Genomic DNA, 13,335 nt, shown 5'->3' with positions numbered 1-13,335 from the left:
TTTCGTCGTCACCGACGTTAGGAGCCGTTGCGGAACGTGCGTTTCCGCAATGTCCCGGCCGCCGCGGCAGGTCAGGTCGCGGCGGTGGGGGCCGGGCGGAGCGCGGTCACGGCGGCGGCCCAGTCGACCGGGTCGGCGTCCTGCTCCGGGCGGACCAGGAGGTGGACGCCCTCGGGGGCCGGGTCGTCGCCGTCGAGGGCGATCACGGCCGCGCCGGGCGGGGGCTCGGAGGACGAGGTGGCCTCGACGCCCAGCTTGGCCAGGCGCTGGGCCAGGGCGTTCGCCCGGCCGCCGCCGACGATGACCAGGGGGCGAGACTCGCTCAGGGCCAGGATCAGGGCGACGTGGGCCGGGGCGTCGGCGGAGGTGTGGTGGACCGCGATCGGGCCGGTGGCGCCGGGGGCCAGCGGGGCGTACGCGGGCGGGGGGACCGTCAGGACGGTTCCCCCGGCGGCGGGCTCGGCGGTCGCGGTGGCGGAGACGGCCAGGGCGTCGGGGCGCACGGTCAGGACGCGGCCGGGGGTGTTGGCGCGGATCTCGGCGTAGCCCGGGGCGCCCTCCAGCAGGAGCACCAGGTCGGGCTGGGCGGAGGCGACCAGGGTGGGCAACTCGGCGGCGGTGTCGCCGGAGAAGCGGCTGACCACGCGGGCCTCGGCGCCCTGGGCGCGGGCGTGGGCGGCGAGGTTCTCCAGGTCGCCCATGCTCTCGGCCATCTCGGCCAGCTCGGACGACAGGCCGGTGCCGACCTCGATGCGACCCGCCGGGAACGGGTGCAGGTGGCCGATGATGACCTCGGCCGGGGACTTGGCCTTGGCCAGGTCGGCGGCCAGATCGACGATCGGGGTGCCCTCGGCGGGGCGCTCGGGCACCACGGTGAGGACGCGGTGGGCCGCGGTGACCCCGAGGGCGGCCCGCTCGGCGTCGGCGATGTCGCGGGCCACGCGGCGGTCGGGGTAGACGCGGCGCAGCAGCGGCCCGGTCATCGCCGTGGTGACCAGGGCCATCACGACCATGAGCGAGTACAGCTCGCTGCTCAGCACGCCCTTCTGCAGGCCGACGCTGAGGATGACGATCTCGGTCAGGCCGCGGGTGTTGAGCAGGGTGGCCAGCGCCCACGACTGGCGGCCGGGCAGGCGCTGGCTGCGCGCCGCCGCGTACGAGCCGATCATCTTGCCGCCGATGGCGACCGCCAGGATCGCGGCCAGCACGCCGAAGCTGGAGACGTCCAGCTCGCGCAGGTTCACGTTGAGCCCGGCCACCACGAAGAACATCGGCAGCAGCAACAGCACGGCGAGCTGCTCCAGCCGCTCCAGGATCTGGTGGTTGAGCCGCTCGGCCCCGGTGCGCGGCATCACCGCGCCGAACAGGAACGCGCCGAAGATGAAGTGCACGTGCATCCACTCGGTGGCCCAGGAGGAGGCGAGCAGGCCCACGAGCACGATGGCCAGCATCTGCGGGGTGAGGCGCCCCTCGCGCTCGAAGACGGGCACCAGGCGGGCCAGCAGCGGGCGTACGACGAAGAACATCACCAGCGCGTACGGCAGCGCCAGCAGCACCTTCCACTGCCCCTCGGCCTCGCCCGCGCCCGCGATGGCGACCACGACCGCCAGGACCGTCCAGGCCAGCACGTCGATCACGGCGGCCGAGGCGAGCGAGAGCCCGCCCAGCGTGGTGCGGTGCATGCCGCGGTCGGTGAGGATGCGCGCCAGCACCGGGAACGCGGTCGCCGACATGGCCGCGCCCAGGAACAGCACGAACGGCAGTGTGCGGCCCGGCTCGGCGTGGTCCTCGGCCAGCATGTAGGCCAGCCCGAGCCCGAGCACGAACGGCAGCATCGTGGACCCGAGCGCCACCGTCGCGGCGATCTTTCCCTTGCCCTGCACCAGCTTCTGGTCCAGTTCCAGGCCCACCACGAACATGAACAGCACCAGGCCGACGTTCGCCAGCGCCTGCAGCGGCGCGCGCATCTCGTCGCCGAACAGGTCATCGCCGATCCACGGGCCGAGCAGCGTGGGGCCGAGCAGGATGCCCGCCACGATCTCGCCGATCACCGGCGGCTGGCCCAGCCGTCTGGCCAGCGCGCCGAACAGCCGTGCCGCGGCCAGGACGATCACCAGATCCAGCAGCAACACATCGACTTTGAGCATCGGCTACTACACTTCCCGCAAAGCAAAGGAATTCCCTGTCAATGACCACGGTGACGTTACCGTGTGGGGGATGCCCGCCGCGACTGAACGCGGGCAGGGGAGGGAGACGCGTCAGTGGAAGGCATCGCTGACTACGAGTTCGTCCGCTCGCTGGGTGCGGGCAATCATGGTGAGTTCTTTCTGGCCAAGCGTCCCGGCAGGCTGCCGGTGGACGCCGAGTACGTCGCAGTGAAGGTGGTGGGCGGCACCGGCCAGGACGCGTTCCGCCGCGCCACCAGGGAGCTGAAGGCCTTCGCGGCCGTCCGCTCGCCCTTTCTGGTGACGCTGTACGACGCCGGCCAGCAGGGGGGAGTGTTCTATTACTCGATGGAGTACCTTCCGGGCGGCTCGCTGGCCAGGCCGGCCGAGCCCCCCGCCCGGAACGCCGCGCTGCGGGCCATCGCCTGCGCCGCCAGGGCCGCGCAGGCGCTGCACGAGGAGGGCATCGTGCACCGCGACATCCGGCCCGGCAACGTGCTGCTCACGCCCGACGGGGGCAAGCTGTCCGACCTGGGGCTGTCCCAGGTGCTCACGCCGGGGGCCACGGTGACCGGCATGGGCGGCATCGGGTCGGTGGAGTTCACCGATCCGGCGCTGCTGCAGGGCGACAAGCCCACCCCGGCCGGCGACGTGTGGTCGCTGGGCGCGACCGTGCACTGGGCGGTGACCGGCATGGGCCTGTACGGCGAGCTGCCCACCCATGACCCGCTGCTCACGCTGCGCAAGGTCTACAGCACTCCGCCGGAGGTGCGGCCCGACCTCGATCCCGAGGTCGCCGAGCTGGTGCACGCGTGCATCGGCGACGCCGCCAAGCGGCCGACCGCCTCGGGGGTGGCCGACCGCCTGTACGCGCTGGCCCTCTGACCGAGTCCGCCGTTATCCGCTGTGAATCCACGCCGAACGAATCCGCGCTGAACGAATCCGCGCTGAATCCGTGCTGAATCCCTGCTGAATCCGGTCTGACCGTCACGGCCGCTCCGGCCGGGCCCCATCCCTCCCCGTTGCCACGGGCCCGGCCGCCGCCTCACGAGGGCGTGGCGGCCAGCCGGTCCAGCTCGGCGGTGAGCAGGCGTTCCAGCCGTTCCGCGCCGAGCACGTCCGGGTAGAGCAGCCGGCGCACGCTCAGCCCGTCCACCAGCGCGAGCAGCCTCTCGGCGACGTCGTCGAGGTCCTCCCCAGTGGTGATCTCACCGGCCTCGGCGGCGGCGCCGAGCAGGCTGCGCACGAGGTAGCGCAGCTCGGCGGCCTCCTCGCGCTGCACCTCAAGCAGCGCGGTGCTGGTCAGGCTGCGGCTCCAGAAGCCGACCTCCAGCCCGGTCTCCCTGGCCCGCTCGTCGTCCAGGGGCAGGTTGTCCAGCAGCAGCTCGCGCAGCGCCGCGTACCCGGTGCGCCCGGCCAGCTTGCCGCGCAGCCGGGCCACGATCCGCCGGTGCGAGGAGCGCAGCGCCGACAGCAGGATCTCGTCCTTGTCGGCGAAGTAGTGGGTGAGCACCCCGTTCGAGTAGCCGGCCTCCCTGGCGATGGCCCGGGTCGTGGCGGCCTCGATGCCCTCGCGCAGGATCACCCGGCATGCCGCCGCCACGACCTCCTCGCGGCGCTCCTCGTGATCGACCATTTTCGGCACCGGCGTCCCCTCCCTCTGTTGACATTTTAGTCGGTCGCCCGTCTATTATCCCGCTACCGTACGCATGACGCGTCAGGAGGCGCCATGGCCGTGGTCACCCTCGGAGTGCACATCGTGGACGTCCTCGCCAGGCCCGTGGAGTCGATCCCCGCCGGGCAGGACACCCACCTCGTGGAGCAGATCAGGATCACCGCGGCCGGCGCGGCGGCGGGCACGGCGGTGGCCCTGGCCAAGCTCGGCGTGCCGGTGGCCAGCATGGGCGCGGTCGGCGACGACGAGCTGGGCGACTTCCTGTTCATGATCATGGCCAGGCACGGCGTGGACGTCTCGGGGCTGGCGCGCAAGCCGGGCGAGCAGACCGCCGCCTCGATCCTGCCGATACGCCCCGACGGCGGCAGGCCGTCCTTCCACTCGCCGGGCGCGAACCTCGGCCTGTCCCCGGCCGACCTCGACCCCGCGCGGATCACCGCGGCGAAGGTGCTCCACCTCGGCGGCATGGACGCCACCTTCGGCCTGTACGACGAGGAGTTCTTCGCCGTGCTCCGCAAGGCGCGCGCGGGGGGGACCGTCATCACGATGGATCTGCTGTCCCAGATGCCCGACCTCATGCAGGGGGCGCGCGCCTTCCTCCCGTACGTCGACTACGTGCTGCCCAACGAGGAGCAGGCGCTGATGATGTCCGGCGCCGCCGACGCCGAAGCCGCGGCCGAGGCGCTGCTGGCCGAGGGGCCGAAGGCGGTGATCATCACCCAGGGCGCGGCCGGCAGCCTGGTCGTCACCCCCGGGGGGACCACCCGCGTCCCGGCGCTGGACGTGCCCGTGGTGGACACCACCGGCTGCGGCGACGCGTACTGCGCCGGGTTCGCAGCCGGGCTCCTCGCCGGGCACGACCCGCTGCGCGCCGCCAGGACGGGCACCGCGGTCGCGGCCCGCGTCGCCCAGGGCCTCGGCTCCGACGCCTGTCTGGACGGCGTGAGCCTGCGCGATCTCGACGCCGCGATCGACGACCACCGGAAAGGGGAGCCCGATGAGTGAGACGAGCACCGACGCCGCGCTGCGGGAGCGGGCGGCGCGCGTCATACCCGGCGGCATGTACGGCCACCTCAACGCCGCGATCTTCGGCGAGGGCTACCCGCAGTTCTTCGTACGCGGCGAGGGCTGCCGCCAGTGGGACGCCGACGGGCGCGAGTACGTGGACCTGATGTGCAGTTGGGGGCCGATCATCCTCGGGCACCGGCACCCGGCGGTCGAGGCCGCCGCCGCGGCCCAGCAGGCGGCCGGCGACTGCCTCAACGGCCCCGGCCCGATCATGGTGGAGCTGGCCGAGCTGCTGGTGGACATGATCCCGTCGGCCGACTGGGCGATGTTCTCCAAGAACGGCACCGACGCCACCACCCAGGCGCTCATGGTCGCCCGCGCGGCGACCGGGCGTACCAAGGTGCTGGTCGCGCACGGGGCCTACCACGGCGCCGACCCCTGGTGCACCCCCAGCCTCGCCGGCACGACCCCCAGCGAGCGCGCCGACCTGATCGAGTACACCTACAACGACCTGGCCAGCGCCGAGGCCGCCGCCGCGAGCGCCGACGGCGACGTGGCGGCGATCATCGCCACGCCGTTCAAGCACGACTCCTTCGAGGACCAGGAGCTCGCCGACCCGGCGTTCGCGCGGGGCCTGCGCGCCCTGTGCGACCGCATCGGCGCCGCGCTCGTGATCGACGACGTGCGCGCCGGGTGGCGGATCGACCTGCGCGGCACCTGGGAGCCGCTGGGCGTGCGCCCCGACCTGACGGCGTGGAGCAAGGCGATGGCCAACGGGTACGCCATCGCCGCCGTGACGGGCGTGGACGCCCTGCGCGGCCCGGCCCAGATGCTGTACTCCACCGGCTCGTTCTGGTTCTCCGCGACCGCCATGGCCGCGGCCAAGGCCACCCTGGAGACGCTGCGCGAGATCGACGGCCCCGCGCTGATGGAGCGCGCCGGCACCCGCCTGCGCGAGGGCCTGGCGGCGCAGGCGGCCGCGCACGGCTTCCAGATCAACCAGACCGGCCCGGTGCAGATCCCGTGGCTGTCCTTCGCCGGCGACTCCACGCTGGAGATGGCCACCCACTGGTCGGTGGCGTGCCTGGCCGAGGGCGTCTACCTGCACCCCTGGCACAACTGGTTCCTCTCGGCCGCCCACACCGACGCCGACATCGACCGTGCCCTGCAGGGCACCGACGCCGCCTTCGCCAAGCTGCGCGCCAGGTTCGGCTGACCCCCGGGAGCGGCCGGGAGCCGTGCCGCCCGGCTGCGGCCGGCTGGGGTGCGGCCGTGCGGGGCCAGGGCCCGGCTACGGCGGCCGGGGCGGCGGCTCCTGGGGCGGGACGGGCGCGAAGGCGTGCACGGCGCGCAGGAGCCGGGCGGCGGCCTCGAAGCCGCTCGCCGCCTCCAGCGCGCGGGCCGCCGCGGCGGCGAAACGCACCAGCAGGTCCTCGTCCTGCTCCCCGAACCGGCGCCCGGCGACCCACAGGTACGCCTGCCGCCGCGTCCCCAGCGGCAGCGGCACGCCGAGGAACCCCGGGTCGTTCAGGGCCGGGTCGCGGGGGAGGAGCACCGGATCGGAACCCGCGGCGAGCATCTTGAGCACCCCGCTGTCGGCCAGCCAGCGGCGCACGTCCAGCGGGTCGCCGGGCGGGGTGAGGGTGTGGACCGGGAAGGCGTGCTCGTCGGCGGGCACCACCTCCACCAGGCCCCCGCAGCCGGTCCCGCACAGCGTCGCCGCGGCGGTGACCAGCGTGGCGGCCAGGTCGTCCGGATCGTGCCCGGCGAACCGTTCGATGAGAACGCGCAGCGGCTCGCGGCCGGGCGCGGGGCGGGCGCGCTCGGATGTGCCCATGGTCGATCCCTCTCTTCGCCGAGCAGGGGCGGGACGCGCCCGGCGGCGGGCTGCCGGGCGCGGCGTGCATGGGACTTCAGGCGTGCATCGGGACTTGTTCGCAGTATCGACGCCGCGCGCCGCCTTGACCACCCCCTGGGCGGCGGCGCGGCCCGGGGGGTCAGCGGCGCGTGCGGGCCCACTGCAGGTCGTCCAGGCGGGTGCCGCCGGGACCGGGGATCAGGCCGCGGATGAGGGCCTCCCTGGTGAACCCGGCGCGCTCCAGCACCCGCTGGGAGGGCGTGTTGTCGGGATTGGTGCCCGCGATGATCCTGGACAGGGAGGTGTGCGCGAAGGCCCACTCGACGAGCAGGTTGACCGCCCGGGTGGTGAAGCCCTTGCCGCGGTGCTCGGCGAGCAGCGAGTAGCCCACCATGGCCTGGCCGAGCGGCGGGATGATCTGCATGAGCTGGATGTGCCCGGCGAAGGCCCCGGTCGCGGCGTCGCGGATGGCCAGCTCGGCCCGCTCGCCGGCCAGCCACCAGGTGCCGGTCCAGCGGCACCGCTCGGTGAGGTCGGCGAGCGGCGGGGTCTCGGGCGGCACGTGGTAGCGCCGTACGTCGGGGTCGCACATCATGCGATGGAACTCCGGGGCGTCCTCCACCGTGATCGGCGTCAGGCGTACGACGCCGTCGGTCAGCTCGCCGCCGGGCAGCGGCGGCAGGAACGACAGCAGCGGGTAGCCCGGGTCGGAGGCGAGCCTGGCGAAGGCCACCAGGTCCTCGCGCCGCCCGTCGCGGGACAGGCCGCCCCCGCGGCGCACGCCCTCGCGGTGGAACCCCGCGCCCATCGCGACCCGCTGGCCGGCCAGGTTCTCCACGTCGGCGAGCAGCTCCACCCGGCCCACCCCGCGCCGGTGGGCCCACTCGGTGACCGCCCGCGTCGCCGCCGTGGCCACGCCCTGCCGGCGGGCCCACGGCGCGACCAGGTAGCCCACCTCGCTGACCGCGCGGGCCCCGGGCGCGGTCAGGCCGATGTTGCCCACCCAGTCACCGGTCGCCGGGTCGCAGATCGCGAACTGGGCCGCCCCGGAGCGCCACCCCTCGGCCGCCGTCTCCAGGTAGGCGCGGGCGTCGCCGAGGGTGTAGGGGACCGGGACCGAGGGGATGTAGCGGGCGATCAGCGGGTCGGAGCAGGCACGGGCGATGGCGGCGGCGTCGCCGTCGCGGTGCGGGCGCAGCTCGACGTGCCCGGCGGGAATGACGTCCTGGGAGAACACCCTCTCTTGCTACCAGTCCCGCATCAGCCGCGCGAATCACTCCATCCGGTAAAGCCCTATAGCCTTTCCCACATGGGTTTTCGCAGGCACGGGCCCTTCCAGCCCGGAGATCAGGTTCAGCTCACCGATCCCAAGGACAAGCGGCACACGGTGACGCTGCGTGAGGGCGCGGTCTTCCACACCCACAAGGGGTCGATCCCGCACGACGACCTGATCGGCCTGCCCGAGGGGTCGGTGGTGCGGTCGTCCGGCGGCACGGCGTACCTCGCCTTCCGGCACCTGCTGCGCGACTACGCGGTCTCGATGCCGCGCGGGGCGGCGGTGGTCTACCCCAAGGACGCGTCCATGATCGTCGGCATGGCCGACGTGTTCCCCGGCGCGCGGGTGGTCGAGGCGGGGGTGGGCTCGGGCGCCCTGACCTGCTTCCTGCTGCGGGCCGTGGGCGAGGGCGGACGGGTGACGTCGTACGAGCGGCGGGCCGATTTCGCCGAGGTGGCCAAGAAGAACGTCGAGAAGTTCTACGGTGGCCCCATGGAGCAGTGGCGGCTGGTCGTGGGCGACTTCGTCGACGCTCTGGACGAGACCGACGTCGACCGGGTGATCCTGGACATGCTGGCGCCGTGGGAGTGCGTGGACGCCGCGGCCAAGGCGTTGACCCCGGGCGGTGTGATCTGTTGCTATGTCGCGACCACCACCCAGTTGTCACGTACGGTGGAGAGCCTCAGGGACCACGGGAGTTTTACCGAGCCGCATTCGTGGGAGACCTTGATCCGCGACTGGCATGTCGAGGGGCTCGCGGTCCGGCCCGACCACCGGATGGTCGGGCACACGGGCTTCCTCGTCACGTCGCGTCGCATGGCGGACGGGGTGACACCACCTCCCCGCCGCAGACGACCGGCGAAGGGGGCATATGGGGATGAAGGCGCCGGAGCCTGACGGTGACGATTCGGCCACGACGGTGAAACGAGTTCGACACGGGAACAGACCGGCGTGTTCGTATGCTGCCAGTACTAAACGCACTTTAGGGGATTAATCACCGACCACCGGTTGTAACTAGACGAACACTGCCCGGCCAGGTTACGGAAAGCCCCGAGATAGGTAGGGTCATTAGTAGTCGCTCTTGACTGGGAAGGAGGTGACGGGGCGTGGCAGCTCGCGACGACGCTGAGGCTCGAGCCGCGCAGCGCGAACGGGAGGTCGCCGATCTCACAACACAGGTCTCCTTCCTCCAGGAGGAGATCACCGCGCTGCGTCGGAAGCTCGCGGAATCACCCCGCCAGGCACGGGTCCTGGAAGAGCGTCTCCATGAGGCACAGGCGAATCTGGCGGCGGTCACCGGCCAGAACGAGCGCCTTGTGGCCACTCTCAAGGAGGCCAGGGACCAGATCGTCGCCCTGAAGGAGGAGGTCGACCGGCTGGCGCAACCGCCGTCCGGGTTCGGCGTCTTCCTGGACGCGAGGGAAGACGGCACCGTGGAGGTGTTCACGGGAGGCCGTAAGCTGCGCGTCAACGTCAGCCCCGCGGTGGATGTGGCGTCTTTGCGGCGTGGCCAGGAGGTCATGCTCAACGAGGCGCTCAACGTGGTCGAGGCGCTCGGCTACGAGACCGTGGGCGAGATCGTGATGCTCAAGGAGCTCCTCGAGGACGGGGAGCGTGCCCTCGTCATATCCCACGCGGACGAGGAGCGCGTGGTCAGGCTCGCCGAGTCGCTGCTCGGCCAGCCGGTGCGCGCCGGCGACTCGTTGCTGCTGGAGCCCCGCTCCGGCTACGTCTACGAGCGCATCCCCAAGTCCGAGGTGGAGGAACTGGTCCTCGAAGAGGTCCCCGACATCTCGTACGACGAGATCGGCGGGCTGTCCAGGCAGATCGAGCAGATCAGGGACGCCATCGAGCTGCCCTACCTGCACGCCGACCTCTTCCGGGAGCACGAGCTGCGCCCGCCCAAGGGCGTGCTGCTCTACGGGCCGCCCGGATGCGGTAAGACGCTCATCGCCAAGGCCGTCGCCAACTCCCTGGCCAAGCAGGTCGCGGAGAAGACCGGCCAGTCCGGCAAGAGCTTCTTCCTCAACATCAAGGGCCCCGAGCTCCTGAACAAGTACGTCGGCGAGACCGAGCGGCACATCCGCCTGGTCTTCCAGCGCGCCCGCGAGAAGGCCTCCGAGGGCACCCCGGTGATCGTGTTCTTCGACGAGATGGACTCGATCTTCCGTACCCGTGGCTCGGGCGTCTCCTCCGACGTCGAGAACACCATCGTTCCCCAGCTCCTGTCCGAGATCGACGGCGTCGAGGGCCTGGAGAACGTCATCGTGATCGGCGCCTCCAACCGCGAGGACATGATCGACCCGGCGATCCTGCGGCCCGGCCGCCTGGACGTCAAGATCAAGATCGAGCGGCCGGACGCCGAGGCGGCCAAGGACATCTTCTCCAAGTACATCACCACGGGCCTCCCGCTCGCCGAGGACGACCTCGCCGAGCACGGCGGCTCCAGGGAAGCGACCGTGCAGGCCATGATCCAGCGCGTCGTCGAGCGGATGTACACCGAGAGCGAGGAGAACCGCTTCCTCGAGGTGACCTACGCCAACGGTGACAAGGAGGTCCTGTACTTCAAGGACTTCAACTCCGGTGCGATGATCCAGAACATCGTCGACCGCGGCAAGAAGATGGCGATCAAGGAGTTCCTGGAGACCGGCCGCAAGGGCCTGCGAGTGGCACACCTGCTGGCGGCCTGCGTGGACGAGTTCTCCGAGAACGAGGACCTGCCCAACACCACCAACCCCGACGACTGGGCCCGCATCTCCGGCAAGAAGGGCGAGCGGATCGTCTACATCCGCACGCTCGTCTCCGGCAAGCAGGGCACGGAAGCCGGCCGCTCCATCGACACGGTCGCGAACACCGGCCAGTACCTCTGATCCCCGGGCCGCACACCACCGCGGCCCCCCGGTCACGAGCAAAGGCGCGGTCCCTCCCAGAGGGACCGCGCCTCCTCGTCTCCCCCCTGCAGTACACCAAGCCCACCCCTGCTTCCGGGGTGTGCCGAACCTGCCCCACCCCGCCCCTCGTGGTGCGCGGAGTCCGCCTCACCCCCGGTGATGTGCCGAGCCTGCCCCGCCCCTGTTTGCGGGGTGCGTCGAGCCTGCCCCCACCCTCGCCTGTCGTGGTGGGCGGAGTCCGCTCCGCCCCCGGTGGTGCGCTGAGCCTGCCCCGCCCTGCGTCGAGCCTGCCCCCACCCTCGCCTCTCGTGGTGGGCGGAGCCCGCCCCACCTCCCGTGGTGTGCCGAGTCTGTCCCATCCCGCCCCCTGGTGCGCCGAGCCCGCCCCATCCCGCCCGCCCTCTCCCGCTTCCGCCCCTGCGGTATGGCGAAGTTCGGCGCCTTCCGCCCCCCGTCGCATGCTTCGTCCGCCGTGCGCTGCCGCCGTTCCCACCGGTCACCCCCGCGCTCCTCCTGCCGCCTCCTGTGCGGCGGGCGGAGTCCGGCACAAAGCGCCCACAATCGCGTGCCGTTCCCCGTCTTGCCCGGCGCTCCGCCGCGCACCATGTGCCGCTTCCCGTCGTATCCCGCGTCCCGCCGCACAGTGCGTGCCGCTTCCCGTCGTGTCCCGCGTCCTGCCGCGCACGGTGTCCCGCTCCCCGCCGGGCCCCGTGCTCCGCCGCACACCGCGTGCCGCTTCCGCCGCGTGCGCTCCCCGTCTCCGCAGCCCTTTCCCGTGCGATCATCCGCAGCGTGCCGTCCCGCCGAGCGCGCTGCCGCCCGCCGTCCCCCTGAGCGCCGGGCAGGGTCCGGCACAAAGCGGGCCCAATCGCCCGTCGCACCCCGTCGTGCTGAGCGGCGGGGCAGGGGTCGGCACAAGCGGGCCCAATCGCCCGTCGCACCCCGTCGTGCCCCTGTGCTCCGCCGCACAGCGCGTGCCGCTTCCGTCGTGTGCGCTCCCAGCCTCCGCCGCTCTCCGCGGCCCTTCGCCGTGCGCGCATCCGCAGTGTGCCGGCCCCGTCGCACGTTGTGGGTGTCGCTCCTTTCGGTGGCTGTGCCCGCGCTCCTCTCGCCGGCCCCTGAGTGGCGGGCGGTGGCGGCGGGGGATATGTCGTTACTGGTGTGACTCGTGGGGAAGTAGGGGAACCGGAGGGAAAGGTAGATCGTCCAAGGGGCGTGGGTGGTGAATTCGGGCCGGTTCGGTCGTGAGCGAGGGGGCCCGGGGGTTATCCCGGGGAGCGGGGCGTGGCGGGCGGCTGGCGGAGCTGGATCTGCTGCGGTTCCTGGCGGCGTTGGCCGTGGTGGCGTTCCACTACCTGGTCGCGTTCGCCTCGGTGTGGGGGCAGCGGCCCAGTTCGCTGTTCCCGGCGGTGGCGGCGCCGGCGGGGCTGGGCATTCTCGGGGTGGAGCTGTTCTTCGTCATCAGCGGGTTCGTGATCCTGATGACGGTCTGGGGGCGGGGGATCGGCGGGTTCGTCCGGTCCCGGGTGGTGCGGCTGTTCCCGGCGTACTGGCTGTCGGTGCTGGCCGTGATGGGCGTGTACGGCCTGACGGGCGCGACCGCGCTGGACCCGAAGCTGTCGCCCGGCGAGTACGCCCTGAACTTCACCATGATCCAGCGTGCCTTCGGGGTGCAGGACGCCAACGGCGTTTACTGGTCCTTATGGGCGGAGCTGAGGTTCTACGTCCTGATCGCGGTGCTCGTCCTCATCGGCGTGACCGTACGCCGGTGCCTGGTCTTCATGGGGATCTGGCTGGCCGGGGTGCTGGTCGCGGTGTTCGCCTTCCCCGGCGACCCGGTGCTCGACCTGCTGCTCATGCCGAAGTACGCGCCGTACTTCATCGCGGGCATGGCGTTGTACCTGATGCATCGCCTCGGCCCGTCGCTGGTCCTGGCCGGGTTCGTGATCGCCGGCTACGCGCTGGCGCTGCGCTCGGCGCTGGACCGGGTGCACGGCAGGATCGAGCTGGCCGGCAAGGCGGCCATGCCGGTCGAGGACTGGATGGTCGTGGCCGTGATCACGGTGATGTTCGCCGTGATGGTCCTGGTCGCGCTCGGCGGCCTGTCCTGGCTGAGCTGGCGCGGCCTGACCACGCTCGGCGGCGTGACGTACCCCCTGTATCTGTTCCACACTCCCGTCGCCGTCCTGCTCGTACCCGCCCTGGGCGGCCTGATGCCCCCCTGGGCGGTGGCCACGGTCACCACGCTGGCCGCCATCGCGATCTCGTACGCGGTCTACCGGCTCGCCGAGCGGCCGGTCCAGCGTCTGTTCCGGCCCCGCCCCCGGCGTGCCGCGGCACGACACGCGGCGCCCCGGAGCCCCTTGCCCGCCGGGGAAAAGGCATCTGTGCCATAACTGTCTGGTCGCAGCCATCGGTGAAGGGTCTAGGCTCGGGGATATATACGGCGGAACGACAGCCCC

General features: G+C 72.2%; 10 protein-coding genes. 6 read left to right on the top strand and 4 right to left on the bottom strand.

Translation table 11 applies throughout. The features are described 5' to 3' along the window. Positions 1-71: 71 nt before the first annotated feature. Complete coding sequence (locus HNP84_RS55245) at positions 72-2,147, bottom strand: cation:proton antiporter (protein ID WP_185052761.1); 2,076 nt, start codon at positions 2,145-2,147, stop codon at positions 72-74. Between the two features lie 114 nt (positions 2,148-2,261). Between HNP84_RS55245 and HNP84_RS27205 the strand changes: the two genes are divergently transcribed. Further along, positions 2,262-3,050, top strand: coding sequence for a serine/threonine-protein kinase (locus HNP84_RS27205; protein WP_185052760.1), 789 nt, complete (start codon positions 2,262-2,264; stop codon positions 3,048-3,050). 160 nt (positions 3,051-3,210) lie between these two features. Here HNP84_RS27205 and HNP84_RS27200 read toward each other — a convergent pair whose 3' ends face one another. Continuing rightward, positions 3,211-3,801, bottom strand: coding sequence for a TetR/AcrR family transcriptional regulator (locus tag HNP84_RS27200; protein ID WP_221336824.1), 591 nt, complete (start codon positions 3,799-3,801; stop codon positions 3,211-3,213). 93 nt (positions 3,802-3,894) lie between these two features. Here HNP84_RS27200 and HNP84_RS27195 point away from each other — a divergent pair, with 93 nt between their 5' ends. Then, positions 3,895-4,845 (top strand): carbohydrate kinase family protein, encoded by a 951-nt coding sequence (locus tag HNP84_RS27195; RefSeq protein WP_185052758.1) that lies wholly within the window; start codon positions 3,895-3,897, stop codon positions 4,843-4,845. After that, positions 4,838-6,064 carry an aminotransferase class III-fold pyridoxal phosphate-dependent enzyme gene (locus HNP84_RS27190; protein WP_185052757.1) on the top strand — a complete coding sequence of 409 codons (1,227 nt, stop codon included), beginning with the start codon at positions 4,838-4,840 and terminating at the stop codon, positions 6,062-6,064. Before HNP84_RS27195 ends, HNP84_RS27190 begins: the two co-directional genes overlap by 8 nt. Positions 6,065-6,139: 75 nt before the next feature. Here the strand turns inward: HNP84_RS27190 and HNP84_RS27185 are convergent, their stop codons facing one another. Beyond that, on the bottom strand, positions 6,140-6,685 hold the full coding sequence (locus tag HNP84_RS27185) for a hypothetical protein (protein ID WP_185052756.1): 546 nt from the start codon (positions 6,683-6,685) through the stop codon (positions 6,140-6,142). 160 nt (positions 6,686-6,845) lie between these two features. Continuing rightward, positions 6,846-7,943 (bottom strand): GNAT family N-acetyltransferase, encoded by a 1,098-nt coding sequence (locus tag HNP84_RS27180; protein ID WP_185052755.1) that lies wholly within the window; start codon positions 7,941-7,943, stop codon positions 6,846-6,848. Between the two features lie 72 nt (positions 7,944-8,015). On the opposite strand from HNP84_RS27180, the gene HNP84_RS27175 reads away from it, so the two are divergent. The 3 genes from HNP84_RS27175 to HNP84_RS27165 all read left to right on the top strand — a co-directional run bounded on the left by HNP84_RS27175 (position 8,016) and on the right by HNP84_RS27165 (position 13,269). After that, positions 8,016-8,879, top strand: a complete 864-nt coding sequence (locus HNP84_RS27175) for a tRNA (adenine-N1)-methyltransferase (protein WP_185052754.1) — start codon at positions 8,016-8,018, stop codon at positions 8,877-8,879. A 209-nt stretch (positions 8,880-9,088) separates the two neighbouring features. Next, positions 9,089-10,852: a proteasome ATPase gene (gene arc, locus HNP84_RS27170; RefSeq protein WP_185052753.1), complete on the top strand. Its 1,764-nt coding sequence runs from the start codon at positions 9,089-9,091 to the stop codon at positions 10,850-10,852. Between the two features lie 1,265 nt (positions 10,853-12,117). Continuing rightward, positions 12,118-13,269 carry an acyltransferase family protein gene (locus HNP84_RS27165; RefSeq protein WP_312925777.1) on the top strand — a complete coding sequence of 384 codons (1,152 nt, stop codon included), beginning with the start codon at positions 12,118-12,120 and terminating at the stop codon, positions 13,267-13,269. Positions 13,270-13,335: the final 66 nt, after the last annotated feature.

This window comes from Thermocatellispora tengchongensis (assembly GCF_014202315.1).
In the GTDB taxonomy this organism is placed as follows: Bacteria; Actinomycetota; Actinomycetes; order Streptosporangiales; family Streptosporangiaceae; genus Thermocatellispora; species Thermocatellispora tengchongensis.
This window is presented reverse-complemented; position numbering and strand designations above follow the sequence as displayed.

Bases quoted from the DNA above. Each gene is read 5' to 3' on its own strand.
- HNP84_RS55245 (WP_185052761.1), bottom strand. From the start codon at position 2,147: ATGCTCAAAGTCGATGTGTTGCTGCTGGATCTGGTGATCGTCCTGGCC.
- HNP84_RS27200 (WP_221336824.1), bottom strand. From the start codon at position 3,801: ATGGTCGATCACGAGGAGCGCCGCGAGGAGGTCGTGGCGGCGGCATGC.
- HNP84_RS27195 (WP_185052758.1), top strand. From the start codon at position 3,895: ATGGCCGTGGTCACCCTCGGAGTGCACATCGTGGACGTCCTCGCCAGG.
- HNP84_RS27190 (WP_185052757.1), top strand. From the start codon at position 4,838: ATGAGTGAGACGAGCACCGACGCCGCGCTGCGGGAGCGGGCGGCGCGC.
- HNP84_RS27185 (WP_185052756.1), bottom strand. From the start codon at position 6,685: ATGGGCACATCCGAGCGCGCCCGCCCCGCGCCCGGCCGCGAGCCGCTG.
- HNP84_RS27175 (WP_185052754.1), top strand. From the start codon at position 8,016: ATGGGTTTTCGCAGGCACGGGCCCTTCCAGCCCGGAGATCAGGTTCAG.